18 protein-coding genes are annotated in these 25,899 nt (G+C 65.1%); 8 read left to right on the forward strand and 10 right to left on the reverse strand.

The window, feature by feature from the left end; all coding sequences use genetic code 11:
• Window positions 1-3: 3 nt before the first annotated feature.
• The 8 genes from ABIA40_RS21425 to ABIA40_RS21460 form a co-directional block, all read right to left on the reverse strand.
• Complete coding sequence (locus tag ABIA40_RS21425) at window positions 4-3,378, reverse strand: adenylate/guanylate cyclase domain-containing protein (RefSeq protein ID WP_404543157.1); 3,375 nt, start codon at window positions 3,376-3,378, stop codon at window positions 4-6.
• Between the two features lie 302 nt (window positions 3,379-3,680).
• On the reverse strand, window positions 3,681-4,199 hold the full coding sequence (locus ABIA40_RS21430) for a hypothetical protein (RefSeq protein WP_271541901.1): 519 nt from the start codon (window positions 4,197-4,199) through the stop codon (window positions 3,681-3,683).
• Window positions 4,200-4,642: 443 nt separating this feature from the next.
• Window positions 4,643-6,511, reverse strand: a complete 1,869-nt coding sequence (locus ABIA40_RS21435; protein ID WP_271541903.1) for an ABC transporter ATP-binding protein — start codon at window positions 6,509-6,511, stop codon at window positions 4,643-4,645.
• A 200-nt stretch (window positions 6,512-6,711) separates the two neighbouring features.
• A complete protein-coding gene (locus ABIA40_RS21440) occupies window positions 6,712-7,638 on the reverse strand; it encodes a 2-hydroxyacid dehydrogenase (protein ID WP_404543159.1) in 927 nt (308 codons plus the stop codon).
• A gap of 7 nt (window positions 7,639-7,645) precedes the next feature.
• Window positions 7,646-8,974 carry an NAD(P)/FAD-dependent oxidoreductase gene (locus ABIA40_RS21445; protein WP_404543160.1) on the reverse strand — a complete coding sequence of 443 codons (1,329 nt, stop codon included), beginning with the start codon at window positions 8,972-8,974 and terminating at the stop codon, window positions 7,646-7,648.
• 52 nt (window positions 8,975-9,026) lie between these two features.
• Window positions 9,027-9,902: an ABC transporter permease gene (locus ABIA40_RS21450; RefSeq protein WP_057026066.1), complete on the reverse strand. Its 876-nt coding sequence runs from the start codon at window positions 9,900-9,902 to the stop codon at window positions 9,027-9,029.
• 4 nt (window positions 9,903-9,906) lie between these two features.
• Window positions 9,907-10,857 (reverse strand): ABC transporter permease, encoded by a 951-nt coding sequence (locus ABIA40_RS21455; RefSeq protein ID WP_157281707.1) that lies wholly within the window; start codon window positions 10,855-10,857, stop codon window positions 9,907-9,909.
• Between the two features lie 27 nt (window positions 10,858-10,884).
• Complete coding sequence (locus tag ABIA40_RS21460; RefSeq protein WP_404543162.1) at window positions 10,885-12,576, reverse strand: peptide ABC transporter substrate-binding protein; 1,692 nt, start codon at window positions 12,574-12,576, stop codon at window positions 10,885-10,887.
• Between the two features lie 218 nt (window positions 12,577-12,794).
• Between ABIA40_RS21460 and ABIA40_RS21465 the strand changes: the two genes are divergently transcribed.
• Window positions 12,795-13,427, forward strand: coding sequence for a cupin domain-containing protein (locus ABIA40_RS21465; protein WP_157281711.1), 633 nt, complete (start codon window positions 12,795-12,797; stop codon window positions 13,425-13,427).
• A 30-nt stretch (window positions 13,428-13,457) separates the two neighbouring features.
• Here ABIA40_RS21465 and ABIA40_RS21470 read toward each other — a convergent pair whose 3' ends face one another.
• Entirely contained in the window at window positions 13,458-14,483 is a 1,026-nt protein-coding gene (locus tag ABIA40_RS21470) for an AraC family transcriptional regulator (protein ID WP_404543163.1), read from the reverse strand.
• A 187-nt stretch (window positions 14,484-14,670) separates the two neighbouring features.
• Here ABIA40_RS21470 and ABIA40_RS21475 point away from each other — a divergent pair, with 187 nt between their 5' ends.
• From ABIA40_RS21475 to ABIA40_RS21500, 6 genes are all read left to right on the forward strand, one after another.
• Entirely contained in the window at window positions 14,671-15,120 is a 450-nt protein-coding gene (locus ABIA40_RS21475) for a cupin domain-containing protein (protein WP_024339447.1), read from the forward strand.
• 99 nt (window positions 15,121-15,219) lie between these two features.
• Window positions 15,220-16,710 (forward strand): flavin-containing monooxygenase, encoded by a 1,491-nt coding sequence (locus tag ABIA40_RS21480; RefSeq protein WP_404543164.1) that lies wholly within the window; start codon window positions 15,220-15,222, stop codon window positions 16,708-16,710.
• Window positions 16,711-16,780: 70 nt separating this feature from the next.
• Window positions 16,781-17,854, forward strand: coding sequence for a hypothetical protein (locus tag ABIA40_RS21485; protein WP_404543165.1), 1,074 nt, complete (start codon window positions 16,781-16,783; stop codon window positions 17,852-17,854).
• Window positions 17,855-17,921: 67 nt separating this feature from the next.
• Window positions 17,922-18,902, forward strand: coding sequence for an NAD-dependent epimerase/dehydratase family protein (locus ABIA40_RS21490; RefSeq protein ID WP_271541920.1), 981 nt, complete (start codon window positions 17,922-17,924; stop codon window positions 18,900-18,902).
• A gap of 176 nt (window positions 18,903-19,078) precedes the next feature.
• On the forward strand, window positions 19,079-20,275 hold the full coding sequence (locus tag ABIA40_RS21495; RefSeq protein WP_271541921.1) for an efflux RND transporter periplasmic adaptor subunit: 1,197 nt from the start codon (window positions 19,079-19,081) through the stop codon (window positions 20,273-20,275).
• Window positions 20,276-20,287: 12 nt separating this feature from the next.
• On the forward strand, window positions 20,288-23,440 hold the full coding sequence (locus ABIA40_RS21500) for an efflux RND transporter permease subunit (RefSeq protein ID WP_404543167.1): 3,153 nt from the start codon (window positions 20,288-20,290) through the stop codon (window positions 23,438-23,440).
• A 267-nt stretch (window positions 23,441-23,707) separates the two neighbouring features.
• Here ABIA40_RS21500 and ABIA40_RS21505 read toward each other — a convergent pair whose 3' ends face one another.
• On the reverse strand, window positions 23,708-24,880 hold the full coding sequence (locus ABIA40_RS21505; protein ID WP_275497045.1) for an MFS transporter: 1,173 nt from the start codon (window positions 24,878-24,880) through the stop codon (window positions 23,708-23,710).
• Between the two features lie 51 nt (window positions 24,881-24,931).
• On the opposite strand from ABIA40_RS21505, the gene ABIA40_RS21510 reads away from it, so the two are divergent.
• Window positions 24,932-25,807: an AraC family transcriptional regulator gene (locus ABIA40_RS21510; protein ID WP_404543169.1), complete on the forward strand. Its 876-nt coding sequence runs from the start codon at window positions 24,932-24,934 to the stop codon at window positions 25,805-25,807.
• Window positions 25,808-25,899 lie beyond the last annotated feature (92 nt).

The following is a 25,899-nucleotide window of genomic DNA, read 5'->3' on the forward strand; positions in this document are numbered from 1 at the left end:
GGATCATCTCTGCCGATACGACGTCCGGCCTGGGGCAACGGCATGTGCCTCATGCTCTTGCTTGAGCAGCTCTTTCGCTTCCACGGATTCCGGAAGATTTCGTTCCGCCTCGAATTCGGCGAGCACGGGAGCGAGAACTTCGGATAGCGTACGCGCTCGGCCATTTGTCTTGTACAGGCGTGCAAGTTCAAGGGCACTGCGCAGCTCGAAAGTCTTGGTCCGCTGATGTTGTGCGATGTCCAGCGCCCGCTTGAGGGCGTCTTCGGCGCTGGATTCGTCCGAAGGATCATGGCGCGATAAGAGTTTACCGCGGACACGATGCAGCTCGGCATCAAGCCAATGCTGGCCGGATTGTCCCGTCCCGGCGATCAATTCGTCCAGGATTTCCAGCCCGGTCTCGACTTCGCCTAGATCTGCAATCGCCAGGGCGACATGCATCCCCCAGAACGGTTCGCAGAGGTAGCAATCGTTCTCGTGCAGGAAGGTCCAGCCGTGACGCATGTCCGCCAGTCCGGCCATTCGGTCTCCTGCACGCCACTTGGCGAGGCCGTTCAGGTAGGTGCCGGCGGCCACGTACAGCGGCATCGTGTGGTCGCGTGCGAGACCGAGCGCCAGGATCGTCTCTGTCTGCTGCAACATGCCCCCGCATACTCCGTCGAACACCGCGCGATGAACCAACGCATTGGCCTGGGACAGCGCCCGTTTTTCTCCTGGAGTACCCACCGCTTCCGCGGCGAGCTTGCGCGCACGAGCGATGTCGCCGAGCGGCCAGAGCACCAAAGCGAGAAATCGCATGATCACGAACGGGAGATCCAGCGCCGAAGCCCTGAAGGTCGCGGGATCCGGTTCGGCCCGATAGATCGCCAGCGCCCGCTCAAGATGCGTACGCGCGTTCAAATACTCGCCGGCGAACCAGCAGGTCACGCCCCCAGTCCAATGGGCCACGACGGCGGCCACCGGCGAGTCCGGCCGTCGCTCAGCGGCGCTCCTGATGGCATCCGCCAGCTCCCGCATCGGAGCAAGTTCGCCATGGGTCAGGCAGGCATTGAAGAGGCCGGAATGGACCGGCGCAAGTTCAACGGGATCATCGATACCGGCTGCGAATTGTCGCGCGCGCGTCCATGCGGCGACCGTTTCCGGAGCGCTGTGGCCGAGGCTGCCCCGCAAGGCACGGCCATATGCGATTTGAAGATGCAGCCTGCTCGTCATCCGGTGGGGCTCGCCAGGCAATTGATCGGCGATCGCGATGGCCTTGCCGAGATGGGCGATCGCCTCGGAATAGGCCGAGCGTTTCAACGCCTGCTGGCCCGCCTTGCGCCACCATTCGAGGGCGATCTCGCTCAGCCCCGCCTCGGTGAAGTGGTGCGCCAGAACTTCCGGCTCGGTCTCGGCGACGGCTGGAAACTTCTCACGCAGGACATCGCCAATTCGTGTGTGAAGAACCTGCCGTTTGCTCTTGAGCAGACTCTCGTAGGCCGCTTCCTGAACAAGGGCGTGCTTGAAACTATAACTCGCTTCGGGCGGCGTCCCGCGACGAAGCAGCAGTTCGGCCTCTTCGAGTTGTCCCAGCGCAGCGCTCAGCGTCAGATCGTCGCGTCCCGCCACGGTTTTCAGCAGCGCGTACGAGAAGTCGCGGCCAATGGCGGCTCCTATCTGGGCCACCTCCTTGACCGGAGCGAGCCGATCGAGCCGCGCCATCAGCGAATCCTGCAGCGTCGCAGGGATAGCAAGCGGCGGCAGCGGATTATTCAGGCGGTAGCGCCCGGCATCCTCAACGAGCAGCCCGGACTCCAGCACCATCTTGGTCAATTCCTCGACGAATAGCGGAATGCCATCGGTCTTGTCGATGATCTGCTCCATCATCTCGCTTGGCAGCCGGCGACCGACGACAATCTGCTCGACGAGCGCGCGGGTGTCCTGCCGATCGAGCCGGTCGAGCCGCAACAGACTGACGTTGGCAAGGCCCGACCAGGAGGGCTCGAACTCCGGCCGGGACGTCAAGAGCACGAGTATCGGCAGCCCTCTGATCCGATCGACCGCGAGATCGAACAGTTCAAGTGTCGTGGCATCGGCCCAATGCATATCCTCGCAGATGATCAGCAGCGGCTGGCCTCTCGCCAGTCCCTCAAGCTGATCGAGAAGGGCGGCAAATGTCTGCCGCCGCTGCTGCGCCGGGCTCAAGCCGAGGGGCGGGCAATGGTCGCCGGTGGGAATCGAAAGCAATGCCGCAATGAGCGGTGTTGCCCGGGCGACCTGCTGGGTTCCTATTGCGAGCATTGCCTCGAGCTTGTCGAGTTTTTGATCCGCCGTGTCGTGCGAGCGAATTCCGGCGGCGCGCTCGAGCTGCGCGACAAAGGGATGAAGCGCGCTGTTGGTGTGGTAAGGTGAACACTGATATCGCACGCGACGGTGCGTCCCCAACGAGGGACTTTCGGACAGCGTTGCCACAATACGCGACTTGCCGATGCCCGCTTCGCCGGAAATCAACACGAACTGTCCCCGGCCCTGCCATGCCTCCCGCTGGCGCGAGAGGATGAACTCGATCTCGTTCTTACGGCCGACAAAGCCGATCGAGCGCGCGGCACGGACTGCCTCGAAGCGACTCTCGGATGCGGTCGCGCCTTCCACCGCCCAGACCGCGATGGGGTCTGCCATTCCCTTGACCTCCCGACGGCCGAGATTGCGCAGGGAGAAGAGATCGCCAAGCAGCCGGCGCGTCGATGAAGCAACGACGACGACCCCCGGCTCCGCCAGGCTCTGGAGCCGGGCGGCGAGGTTTGGTGTGTCGCCGATGGTTGCGTGCTCCTCCGACGCATCTCCGCTGATGAGGTCTCCGACCACCACGAGTCCGGTCGCAATTGCGATCCGCAGTTCAGCTCGTTCGTCGGTCCCTGTCTTGAGCTGGCGTATCGCGGAGATCATGTCGAGGCCGGCGCGCACCGCGCGCTCGGCATCATCTTCGTGGGCGCGCGGATAGCCGAAATAGACGAGTATTCCGTCACCGACGAATCTGGCTATCCTGCCATCATAAGCAGCAATCACGCTCGCGCAGGCAGCGCGATAGGCCCGGATCACCTCCCACATATCCTCGGGATCGAGACGCGCCGAGAGCGCAGTCGAGCCGACCAGATCGCAAAACATGACCGTGAGATGACGCCGCTCGGCGTCCTGAGGAGGAGCGGGAGATGCGATCAACGCGGCCGGATCGAGGTCAGCGATAGCACGCAGCATCTTGCGGCGATGGCCGAGCAGGACTCCGAGCTTATCGAAGTCCTCGTCCATCAGTTCGGGAAGGACGCCTATGTCGATCCCATTTTGGGCAAAGCGCTCCGCGTATTGCGCAAGCCCCAGCTTCTCGAGCCACTCCGCAATCTGCATTGGCTCCACCGATCGTGTGGTTAGCGGTTAGCAGAAATTTTGGACCACGGCGCGCGGGGACAATATACCAACACCACCATGATGGCACGTCTTGTTTGTTGCGCGATAACCTGGGTTTCTCAATGCCGATATCGCATTCAAGCGGTGACGCTGCTCGATGCGAACGGCTTTGCTACCAAACATCGTCGGCACGCAGCATTGGACGGCGGAGGTTGCGATGAGTCGTGGCGGTCATTTCGAACCGAAACCGAACCAACACTGCGGCTTGTGCCGAACGGACGTTTTCCGCGACAGCAGCTCCTTCATTGCTCGCTGATCGGCGCTTCGTAGCTGCGAGCCATCGTGCCCGCCGCAACCTGCAGCGAAGAACCAATTACCCAGCAGCCGGCAACAAAGCCGATCAGGCCGTTTGGCAAATTCTGATCAAGGACAAGGATGCTGACGGACAGAGTTGCAGCGATTGCCGCGCCGAACGTGCCGGCCGCACTCATGATCTCTATCGGCTCGGAACCGTTCCACTCTTCCGAGATGCTCGATGTCGACCTCTGCGCGGGGGCATTGCCCGACAAATCAATCCCCATGTAATAGCCAAGAGCTCCGTAGAGTATCGTTATCAGGACGATCCAGCCGCTTTCAAACAGTCCGGCCTTCTGACGTAACAGGGTCGCACCAACATAGAGCCCGCCAGAGGCCCCAACCGCGGCCAGTCCGATTCTTTCAAGAAGATGGGCCGATTTGATCAAACTGGAACGGGGGATCCGAAGATTGCCGACCCGCCTTGTTGCGGAGAAGGCGTTGGAAATTGCGCTGCTTATCTTCATAGGAGCTCCTTCTGAGTAAGTAGCAGCCTACCGGCCGACCCCGAACAGAAGCTGCGTGAGTTGCGCGATGCCCTTTCATTCCAATTTCTGAAGGATCTTTGCTGAGTGATGGGACTGGCTTGCTCGTGAGCAAGATGGAGCCAATCCAAAGCTGCGAGCATGCGGCTGCGCAGGCATTGCCTCTCACCCGTGTTTGAAATGATCCGGGTGCGGCAATTTCGTTGCGAGAGTGGTAATTCAGAAAGAGAGCGATTGCGTATGAAACGGTTCACACACGGCTCTTCCCTGTCGCTCTATTCGGTCACAATTTCCGGAGGACGCGCCTGCATTGTTGCGATAAGGGAGGGCGAACATGCTGGCTCTGCAACGCGCGGTTGGTCAGCACGCTGATCACGTCTGGCCGAAATCAAAGATCCGCGCTTGCTTTCGTGAAGCTCGCAGCCTCATGTCGACCATTCCTCGCCCCACACCTGCACCACGTGGCCGGGCGACACTTCGCGATATTGCCGCACCGGCGGCTGGTAGTCCGGCGCGCGGACCGGGCTTCTGATCTCATCGTTCGAGGCTTGGCGCCGCGTGCCGCGGCGTGACGGGTCGGGCACCGGCACGGCGGCCATCAGTTTTTTCGTATAGGGATGCTGCGGGTTGCCGAACACCGACGCGCGCGGGCCGATCTCGACGATCTCGCCGAGATACATCACGGCGACGCGGTGGCTCATGCGCTCGACCACGGCGATGTCGTGGGAAATGAAGAGATAGGCAAGGCCCATGCTGGCCTGGAGGTCGAGCATCAGGTTGACGACCTGCGCCTTGACCGAGACGTCGAGCGCGGAGACAGCTTCGTCGGCGACGATCAGCTTCGGCCCGAGGGCGAGCGCGCGCGCGATGCAGATGCGCTGGCGCTGGCCGCCGGAGAATTCGTGCGGGAAACGCGCGGCCATGTCGGCGGAGAGGCCGACGCGGACGAGCAGGTCGGCGACCTTGTCGCGCGCCTGCGACGCCGTTGCGAGTCCGTTGGCAAGCAGGGGCGCGGCGATCGCCGTCCCCACCGACATGCGCGGATTGAGGCTCGCGAACGGATCCTGAAACACGATTTGCATGTGCTTGCGGACATCGCGTAGAGCCCGGCCGTTCATGGCCAGCACATCCTGGCCGTCGATCAGGACGGTGCCGCTGTCCGGCTCGGTCAACTTGAGGATGGATCGGCCGGTGGTCGACTTGCCGCAGCCGGATTCGCCGACCACCGCCAGTGTCTCGCCGGCGCGCAAGGTGAAGGAGACGTTCTCGACCGCATGGACGCGGCCCGAGACCTTGCCGAACAGGCCGGAGCGGATCGGAAAGCGCGTCGTGAGGTTTGAGACTTCCAGCAGAGGCCGCTCGGCGGGCGAGACCGTATCGGGCGTCTCGGCCGGCTCGTCCGACGTGCCCGTCACCTTGTCGACGATCGGAAACCGCATCGGCCGCATCCGCCCGTCCATCGAGCCGAGCCGCGGCACGGCCGCGAGCAGCGCGCGCGTATAGGGATGCGCAGGCGCGGCGAAAATGCGGGCGGTGGCGTCCGTCTCCACCGCCTGCCCGCCATACATCACCACGGTGCGGTCCGCGATCTCGGCGACCACGCCCATGTCGTGGGTGATGAAGAGGATCGACATGCCCTCCTCCTGTTGAAGCTCCTTCAAGAGCTCGAGGATCTGCGCCTGGATGGTGACGTCGAGCGCGGTGGTCGGCTCGTCCGCGATCAGAAGCTTCGGCTTGCAGGCCAGCGCCATCGCGATCATCACGCGCTGGCGCATGCCGCCGGAGAAGCGGTGCGGATGCTCGTGGAAGCGCGACGCCGCCGCAGGGATGCGGACGCGATCGAGCAGGCGGATGGTCTCCGCCTCCGCTGCCGCGCGCGACAGGCCGCGATGCTGGATCAGCGCCTCCGCGATCTGGAAGCCGATGGTGAGCACCGGATTGAGGCTCGTCATCGGCTCCTGGAAGATCATGGCGACGTCATTGCCGCGGATATCCTTCATATCAGCCTCGGGCAGCGCGAGCAGATCGCGCCCCGCCAGCATGACGCGGCCCTCGACCCGGCCGATCTCGCTCGGGATGAGCCGCATGATCGACAGCGCGGTGACGCTCTTGCCCGAACCGGACTCGCCGACGATCGCGACGGTCTCGCGGGCCGCGATGTCGAACGAGACGTTGCGGACGACGGGTACCCATTGCCGCTCGAGCATGAAGGAGGTGGTGAGGCCGGCGACCGACAGCACGGGGCCCTGTGCGTTGGCGATGGCTTCGTTCGAAATGTTTGCCACGATGCTCATGCGAGGCCTCCGCCAACCGCCGCGGAGAAGATGCGCCCCCTCCCCCGCTTGCGGGGGCGGGTTGGGGAGAGGGTGTCTCCGCAAGCGAGATCCCCCCAGAGGAGAGAGCCCTCACCCGGCGCTACGCGCCGACCTCTCCCGCAGGCGGGAGAGGTAAGAGGAGCCCGTGGCAGCACTGATGTCACCATCACCATTCCGCCCTAGTACCCCCGCTTGCGATCGACCAGCCCGGGCAGCTCCTCGCCGCGACGATGCCGCGCGATGACGTCGAGCACGAAATCGACCGCCGTATCGGGCGTCGTCATGCTGGCATTGTGCGGCGTCAGCAGGATGCGCGGATGGCTCCAGAACGGGTGGCCTGCAGGCAGCGGCTCGGGATCGGTGACGTCGAGCACCGCACCTGATAGCGCGCCGCTGTCGAGGGCTGCGAGGAGATCGGCCTCGACGAGATGCGGGCCGCGCCCGACATTGACGAGCCCTGCCCCGCGCGGCAGGCGCGCGAACAACTCGGCATTGAGAATGCCGCGCGTTTGATCCGTCAGCGGCAGCAGGCAGACGAGAATGTCGGCCTGCGCCAGAAATTCTGGCAAGGCATCGGCCCCCGCATAGCAGGTGACGCCTTCGATCTCGCGCGGCGAACGATTCCACCCAAGTAGCGGAAAGCCGAACGTCTTGAGCCGTTTCAGCACGGCCTGGCCGAGTTGGCCGAGCCCCATCACGCCGACCCGCCGGCGCCTGGCCGGCGTGATCCGGATCTCGCGCCAGACCTGCTGCTTCTGCTGGCCGATGAAATCGAGGAGATCGCGATGCAGGCCGAGCACGGCCATGGTGACGTATTCGACCATGGTCTCGGCGATGCCGGGCTCCAGCATGCGGACCAGCGGGATGTGCGCTGGGACTTTCGTGGTGTCGAACTGATCGACGCCGGCACCCACCGAGAAGACCAGCTCGAGATTGGGAAAGGTCGTCGCGATGTCATCCGGCGGCACCCAGGCCACGAGATAACGCACCGCGGCGGGGTCGCCGATATCAGGCCAGAGCCGGAACGGCACGTCGGGCGCGCGCTCCGCGAAGAAGCGCGCCCACTCGGCGCCGCGCACCATGTTGGCCTTGTAGAGAACCGTCATGCCGGCCTCAGAACGGGCTGACCGGCGCGAGACGACGGCCGTCGATCATGCGCTTGTGGCTGTAGGCGGCGGGATCGACAAGCGGCGTCGCGCCCGTCACGAGGTCGGCCGCAAGCTTGCCAGCGGCTGGACCGATGCCGAAACCGTGGCCGGAGAAGCCGGTCGCGAGGAAGAAGCCCGGCAGCGCATCGACCGGTGAGATCACCGGAATCGTATCGGGCGTGCAGTCGATGGTGCCGCCCCAGGCTTCCGCGATTGCGATGTCCTTCAATTCCGGATTCGACTTGATCAGCGCCGCCAGCGCCGCATTGACCAGCGACATGTCGGGCGCGGGATCGCGCACGCGCTCGGCCTCGAAGGGCGATGGCTTGTCGAAACTCCAGCTGGTGCCGCGCACGAGCTGATCAAAGAACGACTTGCCGAACGAGAGCTTCAATCCGTTCTTGCGATGCTGATAGGTCGGCCAGAACGTGCGCGCGTAACGGAACAGGTCCGGCGACAGCTCGACCGTGCCGCGGTTGCGCAGCGCCAGCGTAAAGCCGCCGTCGAGGCGGCGGCGGATGCAGTAGAAATCGGTGCCGAGCGCGCCGGAGGTGATCTCCGGTCCCGGCGTAGTCCGGCACGCGGTGGCGTTGACGAGGCCGATCGGCAGCTCGATGCCGTGGCGGCGGCAGAACAGCGACGACCACGCGCCGCCCGCCAGCAGCACGGATTGCGTGCGGATGGTGCCCTTCTCGGTGACGACCGCGCTGACGCGTCCGCCCGTCGTCTCCAGTCCGCGCGCGGCGCAGCCCTGGTGGATGGTGACGCCGTGCTTGCGTGCGGCGGTGGCGAGCGCAGGGACGGCCATCGACGGCTCGGCGCGGCCATCGCTCGGCGTGTGCAGGCCGCCGACCCACGTGTCAGCATTGCCGGGCATGCGCTCGGCGACTTCGGCCAGCGTCAGCACGGTGGAGTGAACCTGCATCTCGCGCGCGACCGCTGCCCAGCGCTCCCAGCTTGCCAGTTCGTCCTTGCTCTTGGTCAGGAACAACACCCCTGTTCGCCGGAAGCCGGCATCGACGCCGGCATCGTTCTGCATGTCCTCCCACAACCGCAGCGCCTCGCGGGCGAGCGGAATCTCCTCGCGCGCGCGGCCTTGCTGGCGGCACCAGCCCCAATTGCGGCTCGACTGCTCGCCGCCAACATGGCCCTTCTCGACCAGCGCGACGGAGAGGCCCTTCTTCGCCAGATGATAGGCGGCCGAGACGCCGATGACGCCGCCGCCGATGACGACGACATCTACCTGCGCCGGCAGGCGTTCGTCGCTGTTGATGCGGTTGAGCGGCGGGGACATGGGGCACTCCTGGAGTTCAGTTCGAGCTCTTGCGCGTCAGAGGTCTTGCGCGTCACGGGATGTTCATTCGCGGATCGAGCGCATCGCGCAGGCCGTCACCGAGGAAGTTGAAGCTGGTCACCGCGAGCGTGATGGCGACGCCCGGCGCGATCGCGAGCCAGGGCGCGCTGGTCAGATAGATCTGCGCATTGTTGAGCATGTTGCCCCAGCTCGCCGCCGGCGGCTGGATGCCGTAGCCGAGATAGCTGACATAGGATTCGAGCAGGATCGCCTTGGCGACGTTGAGCGTCGCGGCAACGACGATCGGCGCGATCGCGTTGGGCACGAGCTCGCGGAACATGATGCGCAGGTTCGAGGAGCCGAAGGCGAGCGCGGCGACTGCAAATTCCCGCTCACGCAACGAGCGCACCTGGGCCTCGACCACGCGCGCCACCGCCATCCAGGCCGTCGCCGCGATCAGCACGGTGGTGGTGACGAGGCCGGGCTCGGTGAGCGCTGCGAGCGCCAGCAGCAGGAAGATGGTCGGAAAGCACAGCACGGCGTCGACCAGCCGCATCAGAACCGCACCGACCGCGCCGCCATAGAACCCGGCAAAGGCGCCAACGACGATCCCGACCGCCATCGCGATCACCATCGCGACGATGCCGATCGAAAGCGAGACCCGCCCGCCCATCATCAACCGTGCCAGCACGTCGCGGCCGAGCTCGTCGGTGCCGAGGATGTGCGCGCCGGAGAGCGGCGGCGCGAACCGCTTCATGATGTCGATGTAGGTGTCGTCGAACGGCAGCAGGTAGGGACCGAACGCCGAACCGAGCACGAGGACGAGGATGATCAATGCGCCCGCGAGCGCCAGCCGATGCCGGCGGAAGCGCCGCCACGCGGCCTGGCCGGGCGCGAGCTGAACCGTGGAGAGGGCTGCGGTTGCCATCGCTTCAGCCCACCCGGATGCGGGGATCGACGACGGCATAGAGGATGTCGGCGAGCAGCGAGCCGATCAGCACCATCGTCGCCGAGAACATCAGGATGCCCATCACCACGGGATAGTCGCGGTAACCGATCGAATCCAGGAACAGGCGGCCCATGCCCGGCCAGGTGAACACGGTCTCCGCAACCAGCGCACCGCCGAGCAGCGTCGGAAACTGCAGGCCCGCGACCGTGATCATCGGCAGCAGCGCGTTGCGCAGCGCGTGCACCGTGAGGATGCGCCATTCCGGCATGCCCTTGGCGCGCGCGGTGCGGATGTAGTCCTGGTTGATGACCTCGAGCATCGAGGAGCGCATGAAGCGGCCCCACATCGCGGTCTCGACCAGCGCCAGCACCATGGCCGGCGCGATCAGATGATGCAGCAGGTCGAGGAAGGAGCCGTCGCCAATGGTGTGCCGGTTGCCCGCCGGCAGCCAGCCGAGCTTGACGGAGAAGACGTAGATGGTGACGAGGCCGAACCAGAAGGTCGGGATCGACAGCGCGATCATGGCGCCAACGGTGGCGAGCGTATCGAACAGCGAGTAGCGGCGTAGCGCGCCGAGGATGCCGATCCAGCAGCCGAGCAGCACCGCGATGATCGTCGCCGTCGCCATCAGCTCCAGCGTGGCGCCGAGATGCGAGGAGATCACCGACAGCACCGCCTCGCCGTCGCGATACGACTTGCCCCAATCACCCCGCACCATGCGGCCGAACCAGTCGAGATATTGGACCGGCAACGGCCGATCGAGGCCGAGCTGCCTGGTGACGCGGTCGAGATCCTCCTGGGTCATATGGCTTGAGACGGCAAACTGCGACAGCGGCCCGCCGGGCGCCAGATGCAGGATGGCGAAGCCGATTCCCGAGACGATCACCAGCAGCATGATCGCCTGTGCCAGGCGATTGACGACGTAGCGGGCCATCTCAGGCGATCCGACCAGCCCGAGACATCAGGCCCAATACCATTCGCGCATATTCCAGCTGTTGATCGACATGTTGATGTTGGGACGGAAGCCTTGCAGCCCCTCCTTGATGCCTTCGGCGATGAAGCCCTGGAACAGCGGCAGGATCGCGAGGTCGTTGCGGATCAGCTTTTGCAGCTCGCCATAGGTCGCCTTTCGCTGCGCCAGGTCGAATTGCTTGGCGCCTTGAGACAACAGCCGGTCGGCCTCCGCGCTCTGATATTGATAAGTGTTGAAGCCGCGGCCGCCCTTGGCGGGAATGGCGCCGGAGCCGAAGCGCGGCGTCACGTCAGGGTCGCTGCCAAGCATGAAGTTCACGCCGACGATCACCGAATTGAACTTCGATTGCTGCCAGAAGTCGCCCCAAATCACGGCCGCCGGCATGTTGTTGACGCGCATCGCCGCGCCAATGGCCCGCCAGTCCTGGATCAGGAGCTGCTGGCACTGCTCGCGCACGGCACTGCCTGCCGTCGTCGAGTTGGCGAACTCGAGCTTGACCCCGCCCTTCTCGCGGATGCCGCTGGAGCCACGAACCCAGCCCGCGGCGTCGAGCAGCGCATTGGCCTTGGCAGGATCGTATTTGTGCTGCGGCAGCCCCTGCTGGAACGACCAGGCCTGCTGCGGCACGAAGCTCTCGGTCGGCGTCGGCAGGCCGTAATAGAGCGCGTCGATGATCGCCTGCTTGTTGATGGCGAGATAGAGCGCCTCGCGCACGGTGCGATCGGCAAAGGGCCCGAATTCCAGATTGGGCGCGATGTGTTCCACCGAAGAGGTCGAGGAGACGAAGATCTTGCGGCCCTTCAGCGTCTTTGCCTCCTGCACGAAGTTCGGCAGGATGCCTTGCAGGCCGGTGTAATCGACCTGACCGGTGCGGAACTGGGTGTAGAGCACGGTGAGATCAGGGATGTACTTGAAGACCACGCGTTCGACGTACGGCCCCTTGCCATGATAGCCGGTGTGGGCGTTCAACTGGATACGGTCGCCGGGCACGCGCTCGCCCCAGCGAAACGGGCCGGTCCCCACAGGCGCATTGTGGAACGGTGAGGCGTTCGGATCGGACACTTTCTCCAGGATGTGCTTGGGCACGATGAAGGTGAACGAGGCCAGGATCGACATATAGGGTGAATAGGGCGCTTCCATCCGCCAATGGATCTCGTCGGGCGCCACGACGGTAATGTCCTTGACGAGGCTATGGCCGACGCGGCTGCGCGCGCGGAAACCGGGATTGTTGATCAATTCGATGGAGAATTTGACATCCTCCGCGGTGAACGGCGTGCCGTCGTGCCACTTCACGTCGCTGCGCAGCTTGATCTTCCAGGTCAACCCGTCGGCCGAGAGGCCGCCATTCTCGATGGTCGGGACTTCGCGGGCGAGGTCGGGAACGAATTTCCCGTCGGGCTCGATGTACCAGAGCGGCGAGAACACCTGCCACCAGACGCCCTGGTCAACCTCGATGCCCGGCATCAAGGGATGAAAGACGGTCGGCTCCTGCGACAGCGCCGCGATCACCTGCCCGCGCGGCTTGTCCGGCGGATTAGAGGGACGTTCGGTCTGTGCGAAGGCGTTCCCTGAAAGCGTCCAGCCTGCGGCTGCGCCCGCGCCGAGCTGGAAGAATTGACGGCGATTCGGAATGCCGAGATGCCCTGCCCCAACGCCGAACTCGCCGGTGTCGTTCGCCATGACCCACTCTCCGTTCCGCACGCGGCACCGTCTCCCGCGCCCCCGAGACCCCGGCAAAGGGACAGGAGTGGGCTTTAGTGCTTCTAAATTTTTCTCGCAAAAGTTCATCACGACTAAATACAGCTGTCAATCGCATTGCTAGAATGCGCCAGCTTTTCACTCTGACTGAAGGCGCGGGGCTCGATCCCCGACGCTGAGATGATGCATGGGAGAGCGACATGGATGGTCGCGGCGATACCAACGGCAGCAAGGACGCTTCGGCGATCGAAGCTGACGATGCGGTCGACCAGCGCCTGGGTGAAACCGTGCGGCTGCTGCGTCAGCGCGCCGGCCTGTCCATCCAGGACGTCGCCAACAAGACCGGCCTGTCGACCGGCATGATCAGCCAGCTCGAACGTGCGCGCGCGATGCCGTCGATCCGCACGCTGCGCCTGCTCAGCATCGCGCTCGACGTTCCCATTTCCTATTTCTTCGAGAGCAGCGATCCCACTGAAGCGCCGCGCTACACCGTGCGCAAGAACGCCAGGCGGCTGCTGCGGCTCACCGCCAGCGGCGTCGTCAAGGAAGCGCTGACGCCGGAAGGCAAGGGCCAGCTCGAGCTCTACGAGCTCACGCTCAACCCCGGCGCCTCCTCCGGCACCGACTTCCTGCAGCACACCGGCGAGAAGGCGGGCTACATCCTCTCGGGCAGCCTGCGGCTGTGGCTCGACAACCAGGCCCATGTGCTGGAAGCCGGCGACAGCTTTCGTTTTCCGAGCATCGTGCCGCACATGTTCGACAACCCGACCCAGCAGGTGGCGCGCGTGATCTGGGTGACGACGCTGCGCCAGACCGACTCGCCGGCGGGTTGAGGCCCGGCATCAAGGTCTGGCGAGACGGATCTAGCTCATCCTTCGCCGCAGCGTGGCTGACGGCGTCTCGCCGAATTTCTCGCGGTAGGCGCCGGCCATGCGGCCGAGATGGGTGAAGCCGAGATCGAAGGCGATCTCGGTGATGGAGACATCGGGAGCGGCTTGCGCGAGGCGCGCGTTAAGGCCTGCAAGGCGCATGTCGAGCAGCATCTGCGAGATCGACGCGCCGAAGTGACGGCGGAAGCCGAGCTGCAGTGCGCGGATGCCGATGCCTGAAGCGCAGGCGAGCTGCGCAAGATCGAGCGGCTCGCCGGCATGGTCGGCAAGGTAATCGCGCGCGGCGCGCAAGGCGCGCGGCAAACGCTCGGCCTGCCCCGAGAACGTTTCAATCGCATCCGACAGACCATGCCGCTGCCGGTTGAGCAGATGATCGAGCAGCGCTTCGCGCCAATCGGCCATCGCGGCCGGCGACAGCCGGCCTGATGGCCCGAGGCGCTCGGCGAGTGTCATCAGGTCGGCGAGCCTGGCCTGCAGAGCCCACCCGGACGGCGCATCCAGCTCGATTACCGGATCAAACTCGACCACACCGGCCGCCCGGCCCGACAAGGCCGCGGCGCGCTGCTCGACCATGCGGCGGTCGAGCAGCAGGATCGCCTGCGCGCAATCGGTCCACGTCATCCGGGTCGGAATCGTCGGCGACAGCAGCGACGCGATCCGGCCCGGCGCCGCATCGAGCTCGCGACGACCGGCACGAATGCGGGCGCTGCCCGCGAGCGGGACCTGCACCAGGAAGAAGCGCTCGAGGCAGCCCGGATCGATGCTGACCGATCCGCCATAGGCGACGTAGTTGATGGAAAAGCCGTCGAAGGCCGCGCAATTGTGCCGGGCCGAGAAGCCGGCCGCGCGCGCCTGTGTCGGCTTGAGATCATGCGGGCAGAAGATGCGCCCGATCTGCTCGGCCGCCTCGTCGACGTCATCAGTGGTGACGCGGGCGAAGGCCGCAAGCCGTTCGGCTGCAGAGGCTGTTGCGCTCATTTCCAGCTCGGCTGCGGACATCGTCGACCATGCTTCGCGCCCGGAATTCCTTTAAGCCTAGAATAGTTCCGCGGGGGCGAAAAGGGCCGTAGCTTGCAAATTCGTCGTGCTGCATGGCAATAGGTTCATCCGGATTCGTTTAGCGGATAGACAGGCGGTCCGTCCCCGGCCGATGCTCCGCCCCGCCGGAATCCATGAGGAGCAAGCCATGACTGCACTCGAAAAAGGTATCACCGCGAACGGCACAGGCTACGGCGGCAAGAGCTGGAACATCCTTGGCCAGGTCTATTTCCCCAAGGCCGTCACCGATTCCACCTTCGCGTTCGAGACCAACAGCGATCCCGGCCAGTTCGTGCCGGTGCATATCCATCCGACCCAGGACGAGTTCATCCTGGTGCAGGAAGGCACGCTCGATCTCAAGCTCGACGGTCAATGGGTCAAGGCCCATGCCGGCGACCTCGTGCGCATGCCACGCGGCATCCCGCACGGCTATTTCAACAAGTCTGACAAGCCGTGCCGCGCGCTGTTCTGGGTCTCACCGATGCAGAAGCTGGAGGCGCTGTTCAACCAGCTGCACAATCTGACCGACCCGGCCGAGGTCGTGCGCATCTCGGCGCTGCACGAGGTCGACTTCCTGCCGCCCGAGGCCAACGACTAGCCGTCGCCGCTTCCTCCGCTTCCATTTGCTTGCAGTCCGGCCGGCCGTGCCTTGCGGCCGAACGCGGCCGCTTGCGCGCCAAACACATCGAGCAATCCCATGGTCAGCCCAAAACATGTCTGCGTGATCGGCGCCGGCGTCTCCGGCCTTGCCGCCGCGAAAGCATTCTCCATCCGAGGCCACCGCGTCACCATCGTCGAGCGCAGCTCGGATCTCGGCGGCGTCTGGGAGCCGGCGCGCTCCTACCCCGAGGTGCAGACCCAGAGCCCGAAGGAGCTCTACCGCTACACCGACCGCGCCATGCCGGAGGCCTATCCGGAATGGCCGACCGGGCCGCAGGTCCACGCCTACCTCGCCGATTATGCCAAGAGTTTTGGCCTCGAGCGCATGCTGCGGCTCAACACCGAAGTCGCCGGCATGGCGCGCCGGGCGGACGGCAGGCCGGGATGGACGCTTGCCTTGAAGGACAAGAACGGCACGACCACGAACGAGGATTTCGATTTCGTTGCGGTCTGCACCGGGCAGTTCAACGAGCCGCGCGAGCTGCACTGCCCCGGCGAGGACGGCTTTCTGGCGCAGGGCAGCCAGATCCTGCACTCGTCGACATACGGCGATCCGACACTGGCGAAGGGACGCCGCGTCGTCGTGCTCGGCGGTTCGAAGTCCGCAACCGACATCGCCGTGAATGCGGTGAAGTCAGGCGCGCGCGAGGTCACCATCGTGATGCGTGAGCCGGTCTGGCGCATTCCCTATTTCATCGGCGGTCTCGTGAACTTCAAGCGCATCCTCTACATCCGCGCGCAGGAGGACATGTTTCCGGGCTGGGGCATCAGCGCGATGGGGCGGCTCGCGCACCGCATCGCCGCGCCGCTGGTCTGGGCGAACTGGCGCGGGCTGGAGAGCCTGCTGAAGGCGCAGCTCAAGCTCGGCCGCTGCAAGATGGTGCCGAAGGAGCGGATCGAGGACGGCGTCAACTGCTCGGTGCCCATCGCAACGCCGGGCTTCTACCCGATGGTTGCCGACGGCCGCATCAAGGCCGTGTTCGGCACGTTCGACCATTATGAGGGCGACAGCATCGTGATGAGTGGCGGCGAGCGCGTGGGCGCCGACGTCGCCGTGCTCGCGATCGGCTACAAGCTCGGCGTGCCGTTCCTGCCCGAAGCCTACCGGCAGAAACTGGTCGATACCGACGGGCAGTACCGGCTCTATCGCCTGATCGCCAATCCGGATCTGCCCGAGCTCGGCTTCGTCGGCTTCAACTCCTCGTTCTGCACCGTGCTCTGCGCCGACCTCGCGGCGAACTGGCTGGTGCGTTATGCCGACGGCCAGCTCGCCAACCAGCCGACGGCCCAGACGATGCGCGACAACATCGAGATGATGCTGCACTTCAAGCGCGTCGAGCGGCCGGCCGCGGGCGTCTATGGCGGCCTCTGCGTCGCCCCCTATCACTACCGCCATTTCGACGAGCTGATGGCCGACATCGGTGCCAAGCAGCAGAAGCGCGGCGGACTTGCGGGACGCTTCCAGCCGCCGGATGCGGATGCTTACGCCAAGTTCCTGGCGACGGCGCCGGACTACCGGGCGGCGTGAAAGGAGAATTGCGGCGGCTCGCCTCCGACGTCTACGATCTCGCTGGCCATCGAATCGACGGGAACCAGCCATGGGATCGAGACGACTTGCTGCCGTAGCATTTGCGGCTGCTGCCTTCTTCGGCGCGGCACCCGCCGCTGCGCAGGAGGCGGCGCCGACGCCACAGCAATCGGAGGCGCTCGCGGCTTACGAGCGCGCGCTCGGCGGCTTCAAATCCATTCTCGCCGAGCGGCGGCGCCAGATCGAGGCGAAGGAGCCGCTGCCGAACCTGCCGGGACAGGCGCTCTATCTCACGCGCGTCGCTGTGATCAGCAGCTACAAGGACCTCACCGACGTCATGCCGTCGCGGATCGGCCGGCCCAACAAGTTCGAGATTCCTCCGGCCTATTTCGATGCCGACATCGAGCCGCTGGTCGAGGAATACGGCAAGCTGTTCGACATCATGGAGGCGCCGCCTGCCAGCGCGCAGAGCTCGCCGACGCCGTTCGAGGACGTCGTCGATCTCGCCGTTGTAATTGCGCGCGCCAAGGGCCTCGCCCCCGAGCATGCCGAAGCTGCCGGGCGCATCAGCCTCGGGCTGTTCTTTGCGGAGACCAACGGCAAGCAGAATGTCCGCAATGCACGCTCGAACACCTATATGGGCAGCTTCCAGACCGGCCCCTCCGAAGACCGCAACGGCCGGCGGAAATGGGAGGCCATCAAGAGCGACATCGCCGCGATCGATCCGCACCTGAGCGCGCGCGACGACAAGGAAGAGGCGCGCGCCCGCGGCACCGATCAGCGCTTCAACCACTGGACCAACGTGCGCAACGGCCTGATGAACGCGCACGCCGATCTGTTTCGTGAGATCCCGGGAATCGCGAAGACGCTGCCTGATACGATCGACCAGATGAAGCTGTTTCAACTGATCCAGATCGTTCCCACCCCGACGCGGTCCGCGCTGAGATCGGGCGATCTCCTGAACTACCGGGTGTCCAGCCCCAGGATCATGAGGTACCTGCGCAACAACAGCATTTTCGCGTTCGGACAGGCCGACCGGGCGCGAACCTCGGCAAGCTATCGCGAGATCTTCGCCGCGATGTGGCTGTTCAACCGGAAGTTCGAGAAGGCAATGGCGAAATACGCGGAGATCAGGGCACGCTGAGGAAGCGGGTTGCAACTGCCAGCGCAGGTTGTAGTCTCGCGGTGGCATCGATCACGCGGACCTTTCCATGCGCATTCTCGTTCTCGGCGGCAGCCAGTTTCTCGGCCGGGCGATCGCAAGCCATGCCTGCGCTGGCGGGCATGACGTGACCTGCGCCGCTCGCGGCCTCGCAGGGCCGATTGCCGCGGGCGCCCGCTTCCTGCGGATCGACCGCGACGTGGCCGACGGACTTGCGCCACTCGCGGGTGAGACATTCGACGCCGTGGTCGATGTCTCGCGTCATCCTGGCCAGGTCCGTCGCGCAGTCGCCGCGCTAAAGCGGCCGGGCGTGCATTGGACCTTCGTCTCGACGATCAGCGTTTATGCGGACAACCGCATCCCGGGGCAACGCGCCGACTCCGCGCCGCTGCGCGAGCCTGTTGCGGGAGAGATCGAGCACAGCACCGAGGCGATCTACGGCGCCGCCAAGGTGGCCTGCGAACAGGCGGTCGGCGATGACGCCTTCATCTGCCGCGCCGGACTGATCGCAGGGCCTGAGGACCCGACCGGACGGTTCGCCTACTGGCCGGCGCGGCTTGCGCGCGGCGGCGAGGTGCTGGCGCCGGGATCGCCGGAGGATGCGGTCCAGTTCATCGACGTGCGCGATCTCGCGCAATGGATCGTGCATGCGGCAGAGACCGATCTCACGGGCATCTATGACGGGATTGGGCCGATCCGCACGCGCGGCGGATTCCTGAGCGAATGCGCAGCCGCGCTGAACGCTTCCTGCACCTTCACCTGGGTCGATCGCGACTTTCTGGAAGCGCATGACGTCAGGCGTTGGGCGGGCCCGCGGTCCTTGCCGATGTGGCTGCCATTGCCGGACTACGCCGGCTTCCTGACGCGCGATACCTCGCCCGCGCGCGCGGCCGGCTTGACCTCGCGACCGCCGGGAGACACCGCGCGCGATACGCTTCATTGGCTCCGCGCCAACAACGGGCCAGTCGTCGGTCTCACTGCCGAAGACGAGAAGGATGTGCTCGCGGCGTGGCATGCGCGCCAGCCCTAGGTGCGGACGGGCCGATCGTTCGCCGGGTGAAAAAGCGCCTTGTCGTGACAAATTCTGTCAAAAGCCACACAGCCGTTTGCTGTGCAAGGTCCGTGACCGCCATGGCTATGGTGTTCCACGACTGCCCATTTGTTGGTAGCCTGCCGCACCGACAGACAGCAATCGGGGACCACCGAATGACGCGCGCCAATCCCGCATCTCCCGCACGACGCAATGGAGCAGCGAGGAAACATATCGGTCGGGCACTCGCCGCAACCGCGGCATTGGCTGTGCTCGCCGGCTGCGAGGACAAGAACACGTTCGTGGCGCCGCCGCCGCCCAAGGTCGACGTCGCGACGCCGGTGCAGCGTCCGGTGACGCGCTACATCGAGGCGACCGGCAACACGGCACCGATCAAGAGCGTCGATCTCGTCGCGCGCGTGCAGGGCTTTCTGCAAACGATCGATTATCAGGACGGCACGTTCGTCAAGCAGGGCACCCAGCTGTTCACGATCGAGCCTGAGACCTACAAGCTCAAGCTCGAGCAGGCGCAAGCGGCCGAAGTCGGCGCGCAGGCTTCGCTCCGGCAAGCGGAAGCCGACTACAAGCGGCAGGCCGAGCTGGTGCAGCGCCAGGCCGTCTCGCAAGCCACGCTCGACACCTCGACCTCGAACCGCGACAACGCCCAGGCCAATCTCCAGCAGGCGCAGGCCAACACCAAGCTGGCCGAGGTCAATTACGGCTACACCAAGGTCACGGCACCGTTCGACGGCATCGTCAGCGCGCACATGGTCTCGATCGGCGAGCTCGTCGGCGTGTCCTCGCCGACCCAGCTCGCCACCATCGTCGCGATGGACCCGATCTATGTGAACTTCACCGTCAACGAGCAGGACGTGCTGCGCATCCGCGCCGAGGCGACCCGTCGCGGACTGACGCCCGCGGACATGAAGCACTTCCCGATTCAAGTGGGGCTGCAGACCGATACCGGCTACCCGCATGAGGGCAAGCTCGACTACGTCTCGCCGACCCTCAACCAGTCGACCGGCACGTTGGCCGTGCGCGGCCTCGTTCCCAACGACAAGCGGGTGCTGCTGCCCGGCTACTTCGTCCGCGTCCGCGTGCCCTTCGACCAGGAGAAGAGCGCCCTGCTCGTTCCCGATACCGCGCTCGGCAGCGACCAGGGCGGCCGCTATCTCCTCGTCGTCAACAACGACAACGTCGTCGAGCAGCGCAAGGTACAGATCGGCCCGGTCGATAACGGCCTGCGCGTGATCGAGAGCGGCCTGAAGCCAGAGGATCGGGTCGTGACCGCGGGGCTCTTGCGCGTCATCCCGGGCCAGAAGATCGACCCGCAGGTGACGAAGATCGAGCAGACGCAGGCCTCGAGCAAGTAGGGGCTGCCAGCCATGATCTCAAAGTTCTTCATCGAGCGGCCGGTCCTCTCGAACGTCATCGCGCTCCTGATGATCCTGATCGGCGGCGTTGCGCTGTTCAATCTCGCCATTGCGCAATACCCCGACGTGGTGCCGCCGACCGTGCAGGTCACCACGCGCTATCCCGGCGCCAGCGCCAAGACCGTGATCGACACCGTGGCGCTGCCGATCGAGCAGCAGGTCAACGGCGTTGAGGACATGCTGTACATGCAGTCCTACAGCGGCTCCGACGGCACCTACACACTGACCGTGACCTTCAAGATCGGCACCGACCTCAACTTCGCGCAGGTGCTGGTGCAGAACCGCGTCTCCAGCGCATTGTCGCAATTGCCGCAAGCCGTGCAGAACCAGGGCGTCACCGTACAGAAGCGGTCGACCTCGATCCTGTTGTTCGTGACGCTGACCTCGCCCGATTCGCGATACGACAGCCTCTACTTGAGCAACTACGCCACCATCAACATCCGCGACGAGCTCTCGCGCCTGCCCGGCGTCGGCAACGTCACAGTATTCGGCGCCGGGCAATACTCGATGCGGATCTGGCTCGATCCCAACAAGCTGCAGGTTCGCGGCCTGGTGCCGCAGGACGTGATCCAGGCAATCCAGCAGCAGAGCCAGCAGGTCGCCGCCGGCCAGGTCGGCGCACCGCCGACGCCGCCGGGACAGGCGTTCCAGTACACGCTCAACGTCAACGGACGCCTCGACGATGCCGGCCAGTTCGAGAACATCATCGTCAAGACCGGCACGAGCGGCGACGTCACGCGGGTGCGCGACGTCGGCTGGGTCGAGCTCGGCGCGCAGACCTACAGCCAGATCTTCTCGCTCAACAAGCAACCCGCGGTCGGCATCGGCGTATTCCAATCGCCGGGCGCCAACGCGCTCCAGGTCGAACAGGCCGTCGAGAAGAAGATGGCGGAGCTCGCCAAGCGCTTCCCCGAAGGCATCAAGTACGACACGCCGTTCGACACCACCAAGTTCGTCGAGGCCTCGGTGCACGAGGTCTACATGACCTTGATCGAGGCCGGCCTGCTGGTGCTGGTCGTCATCCTCATCTTTTTGCAGGACTGGCGCGCGATGCTGGTGCCGGCGACGACCGTGCCCGTCACCATCATCGGCGCCTTCGCCGCGATGGCGGCGCTCGGCTTCACCATCAACATGTCGACGCTGTTCGCGATCGTGCTTGCGATCGGCATCGTGGTCGACGACGCCATCGTCGTGGTCGAGGGCGCCGCCCACAACATCGAGCAGGGCATGAACGGTCATGACGCCGCGATCCGCGCGATGGACCAGCTGTTCGCGCCGATCGTCGGCATCACGCTGGTGCTGATCTCGGTATTCCTGCCGGCTTCGTTCCTGGCAGGACTGACCGGGCGCATCTATTCGCAATTCGCGCTGGTGATCGCCGCGACCGCCCTGCTCTCTGCCATCAACGCCGCGACCTTGAAGCCGACCCAATGCGCGCTGTGGCTGCGGCCGGCGGTGCCGCCGGAGCAACGCAATTTCTTCTATCGGGGTTTCAATGCAGTCTACAACCGCGTCGAGCGCGGCTACACGCGGCTGATCACGTTTCTCGTGAAGCACGCCACCATCTCGGTCGCGTTCGCGCTGCTGATCATCGCAGCCAGCGGCTACGGCCTGTCGCGGGTGCCGACCGGCTTCCTGCCGATCGAGGACCAGGGCTATCTGATCGCCGCGGTGCAGCTGCCCGACGGCGCCGCGCTGGAGCGGACGCAGGCCGTGCTCGACAAAGCAAGCGGGCTGATCAAGGAGACGCCCGGCGTGGCGCAGGTCATCACCATCGCGGGCATCTCCGCGCTCGACAACAGCGCCAGCCTCGCCAATGCCGGTGTCGCCTACATCATCCTGAAGGATTGGGACGCCCGCAAAGGGCCCGGTGAGGATCTGCGCTCGCTGGTCTTTGGCCTGAACGACAAGCTCGCTGATATCATGGAGGCGCGCACCATCGTGTTGCCGCCGCCCCCGATCCAGGGCATCGGCAACGCCGCCGGCTTCTCGATGCAGGTCGAGCTGCGCGACGGCAACAGCGATTTCGCCAAGCTTCAGGCCATCACCGGCGCGATGGTGTCCAACGCACAGAGCCAGAGCGCACTGCAGCGCGTGCAGTCCTCGTTCCGCTCCTCGGTGCCGCAGTTCAACGTCGAGATCGACCGCATCAAGACCCAGACCCTGCACGTCACCACCGATCAAGTGTTCTCTGCGCTGTCGACCTATCTCGGCTCGTCCTATGTCAACCAGTTCAACAAGTTCGGCCGCGTGTTCCAGGTCTACACGCAAGCCGATCCCGCCTTCCGCGTCACCGAGCGCGACATCGCCAACATGCAGGTGCGCAACTCGAACGGCGACATGATCCCGCTCGGCACCGTCGCCAAGATCACCCCGGCCACGGGGCCGTCGCTGATCAGCCTCTACAATCTCTATCCGTCGTCGACCGTGATCGGCCTACCGGCGCAGGGCTACTCCTCCGGCCAGTCGCTGAAGCTGATGGAGGAGATCGCGGACAAGACGCTGCCGCCGGGCACCGGCTATGAATGGACCGCGATGTCGTATCAGGAGAAGGCGGTCTCGAACCAGATCTACTGGGTGTTCGGGCTCGCCATGCTGCTGGTCTATCTCGTGCTCGCCGGCCAGTACGAGAGCTGGTACGCGCCGATCTCGGTGATCCTCGCCGTGCCGCTGTCGCTGCTCGGACCGATGCTGATCCTCTCCGCGCTCAAGATCGACAACAACCTCTATTGCCAGATCGGCCTGATCCTCCTGATCGCGCTCTCGGCCAAGAACGCCATCCTGATCGTCGAGGTCGGCCTCGAGCTGCACGGCCGCGACGGCAAGCCGATCATCGAATCCGCGATCGAGGCGGCGCGCGCCCGCTTCCGCCCGATCCTGATGACCTCGTTCGCCTTCATCCTCGGCGTCGTCCCGCTGGTGCTCGCCACCGGCGCCGGCGCCAGCGCGCGCAAGTCGATCGGCATCACGGTGTTCTCGGGCATGCTGGCCTCGACCTGCCTTGCGGTGCTGTTCGTGCCGGCCTTCTTCGTGGTGGTGCAGCGCTTCGAGAACTGGCGGGCGTCGAAGAAGAAGCCGCAGGCGGTGGCGGAGGTGAAGACTTAGCTTCCGCTCAAAACAAAGAGTGCGAAAAACAACCCCATGCACAGTAGGGATGGAGTTGAAAAGGTTGGCGTAATTTCGGTCTTACCGAACCGGCTTGCTCCGTCGGGCAAAACAGGGGCATAATGGCATCATAGGCGGCATGGCGAGGGTGCCTCCTCATCCTCCGTCATTGCGAGCGAAGCGAAGCAATCCAGACCGCCTCCGCGGAGGCAGTCTGGATTGCTTCGTCGCAAGGGCTCCTCGCAATGACGGTGGAGAGAGTTCGGCTCACACCGCCTGCGGTGTCCTGATCTCGCGCGGCAGGATCAGCGCGGCGGCGATGGCGAGCAGGCAAAGGGCGGCGAAGGCGTGCAGCATGGTGACGAAGCCGCCCTGCTCGTAGAGCCAGGCAACGAGGCCGACCGAGGCGCCGGCCGCGGTGAAACCGACAAAATAGCGCACGGCATAGGCGCGCGAACGCCACTCTTCCGTCGTGTATTTGCCGACCATGGCGTCGTTCACCGTGACCTGCCCGAACGCGCCCATGACGATACCGATCGACACCAGGATCAGCGGAAGATTGTTCAGGCTCGCAGCGAGATACAGGAACGGCGCCAGCATGAAGGACAGCGGCAGCGCCACCGTCTTCAGCGAATAGCGGTCGAGCAGCCGTCCGATCGTGTACTGCGTCATCGCGCCGAACACGTAGACGCCGGCGGCGATGACACCTAACAGCGCCGGGCTTTTGGTCAGGTCCGCGAGCCGTTCGGCGAACAGCTTTGGCAGCGCCACGGTGACGGCGTTGAAGGTCGTGGAAATCGCGATCACCACGATCAGCAGCGCCAGGATCACGCGCCACATGTCCTGCCTGGCAACCCGCGCCTGCGCCGCGGCCTGCTTCGAGCCCTTGCGGTCCTCGTGCACGATGGTCAGCGCGAAGGCGATGCCGATCAGGACGGTGACCGCGCCGGGAACGATGAACGCAAAGCGCCAGCCGAGATATTGGCCGATCACGCCTGTGACCAGCGCCGACGAGGCCACGCCGAGATTGCCCCAGACGCCGTTGATGCCCATCTCGCGGCCGAGCCGGTCGGCGTAAGACACGATCATGGCGGTGCCGACGGGGTGATAGATCGAGGCGAAGATGCCGATCGCGAGCAGCGCGGCGCCGAGCTGCACGGGGGTCTGCACGAAGCCGACCGCGATCATCGAAAGGCCGATGCCGACGAAGAAGATCAGCATCATGTGGCGGCGGCTCCACCGATCGCCCAGCCAGCCGGTGAGCAGCGAGCCGGCGCCGAAGGCGACGAAGCCCGGCGTCGCGTAGGGCAAGAGTTCCGAATAGGCCATGCCGAGCGCCGGACCCATGATGATGACGGCGGCTGCGAAGATCAGCATCGAATAATGGTCGATGAAATGACCTGCGTTGACGAAACCGATGACCCGGCTGGGGCTGTTCATTCCGAATCCTCTCCTGCTCCGAAATGAGTTATATGTCCTCCCAATGACGAGATGCTGCCAATGACTGTCGTGGAAAGGCCAATCTTGGAAACGCCAATGCTGCGGGAGGTCCGGAGCAACCACCGCTCGCCCGCGGGCGTGCACCTGGTCGCCCGCGACTATCCCAAGGGGATGCGGATCGATCTGCACATGCACCGCGAGTCGCAGCTGATCTATGCGGCAAAGGGCACGATGCAGGTGACGACGCCCGCCGGACGCTGGCTGGTGCCGCCGGACCGCGCGGTCTGGGTGCCGGCCGGGCTCGAGCATGCCATTGACCTGCTCGCCGACATCGAGATGCGCACGCTGTATTTCGACCTGTCCTGGCTGAAGCGCGAGCAGCGCTATGACGGTCTGACGAGGGAATTCGTGGTGCGGGTGTCGCCGTTGCTCAATCAGGCGATCCTCGCGCTGTTCGACGGGCGCAACACCGAGGAACGCACCGAGCTCCTGGTGCGCCTGGTGATGCTTGAATTGCACCAGGCCGAGGATTCCGCGACTTTCGTGCCGCTGCCGCGCGAGGCGCGCTGCCGCCGCGCCGCGATGATCGTGCTCGACGATCCCACCGGCCTGCACGACATCGACACGCTAGCGCGCGAGGTGGGAACCTCCGGGCGTACGCTGTCGCGGCTGTTTTCGAGCGAGACGCAGCTGAGCTTCAAGAGCTGGTGCCAGCGCGCGAGGATTGCGGCGGCGATCGAGCGGTTATCGACGGATGCGAATGTCTCGGTGAAGCAGCTCGCGACCCAGCTCGGCTATGCCAGCGTGCCGGCGTTCTCGGCCGCGTTCCGCCAGGTGACGGGGCGGACGCCGACGGAGTTTGCAACACACGCGGTGTCGTCGCCCGGCTTGACCGGGCGACCCAGTACGCCGAGACGGCTCGGCTAGAATCGAGAAGCTGCGGCGTACTGGATGCCCCGGTCAAGCCGGGGCATGACAGCGCGTTTTGGAATGAGCACTGCCCGGCATATCATCGACCC

The sequence above is a fragment of the Bradyrhizobium sp. USDA 223 genome (genome assembly GCF_044909005.1).
In the GTDB taxonomy this organism is placed as follows: Bacteria; Pseudomonadota; Alphaproteobacteria; order Rhizobiales; family Xanthobacteraceae; genus Bradyrhizobium; species Bradyrhizobium yuanmingense.

Coding starts and splice junctions, on each gene's coding strand:
- ABIA40_RS21430 (WP_271541901.1), bottom strand. CDS start 4,199: ATGAAGATAAGCAGCGCAATTTCCAACGCCTTCTCCGCAACAAGGCGG.
- ABIA40_RS21505 (WP_275497045.1), bottom strand. CDS start 24,880: ATGAACAGCCCCAGCCGGGTCATCGGTTTCGTCAACGCAGGTCATTTC.
- ABIA40_RS21440 (WP_404543159.1), bottom strand. CDS start 7,638: ATGACGGTTCTCTACAAGGCCAACATGGTGCGCGGCGCCGAGTGGGCG.
- ABIA40_RS21485 (WP_404543165.1), top strand. CDS start 16,781: ATGGGATCGAGACGACTTGCTGCCGTAGCATTTGCGGCTGCTGCCTTC.
- ABIA40_RS21470 (WP_404543163.1), bottom strand. CDS start 14,483: ATGTCCGCAGCCGAGCTGGAAATGAGCGCAACAGCCTCTGCAGCCGAA.
- ABIA40_RS21425 (WP_404543157.1), bottom strand. CDS start 3,378: ATGCAGATTGCGGAGTGGCTCGAGAAGCTGGGGCTTGCGCAATACGCG.
- ABIA40_RS21460 (WP_404543162.1), bottom strand. CDS start 12,576: ATGGCGAACGACACCGGCGAGTTCGGCGTTGGGGCAGGGCATCTCGGC.
- ABIA40_RS21495 (WP_271541921.1), top strand. CDS start 19,079: ATGACGCGCGCCAATCCCGCATCTCCCGCACGACGCAATGGAGCAGCG.
- ABIA40_RS21445 (WP_404543160.1), bottom strand. CDS start 8,974: ATGTCCCCGCCGCTCAACCGCATCAACAGCGACGAACGCCTGCCGGCG.
- ABIA40_RS21435 (WP_271541903.1), bottom strand. CDS start 6,511: ATGAGCATCGTGGCAAACATTTCGAACGAAGCCATCGCCAACGCACAG.
- ABIA40_RS21450 (WP_057026066.1), bottom strand. CDS start 9,902: ATGGCAACCGCAGCCCTCTCCACGGTTCAGCTCGCGCCCGGCCAGGCC.
- ABIA40_RS21500 (WP_404543167.1), top strand. CDS start 20,288: ATGATCTCAAAGTTCTTCATCGAGCGGCCGGTCCTCTCGAACGTCATC.
- ABIA40_RS21490 (WP_271541920.1), top strand. CDS start 17,922: ATGCGCATTCTCGTTCTCGGCGGCAGCCAGTTTCTCGGCCGGGCGATC.
- ABIA40_RS21455 (WP_157281707.1), bottom strand. CDS start 10,857: ATGGCCCGCTACGTCGTCAATCGCCTGGCACAGGCGATCATGCTGCTG.
- ABIA40_RS21510 (WP_404543169.1), top strand. CDS start 24,932: ATGCTGCCAATGACTGTCGTGGAAAGGCCAATCTTGGAAACGCCAATG.
- ABIA40_RS21475 (WP_024339447.1), top strand. CDS start 14,671: ATGACTGCACTCGAAAAAGGTATCACCGCGAACGGCACAGGCTACGGC.
- ABIA40_RS21480 (WP_404543164.1), top strand. CDS start 15,220: ATGGTCAGCCCAAAACATGTCTGCGTGATCGGCGCCGGCGTCTCCGGC.
- ABIA40_RS21465 (WP_157281711.1), top strand. CDS start 12,795: ATGGATGGTCGCGGCGATACCAACGGCAGCAAGGACGCTTCGGCGATC.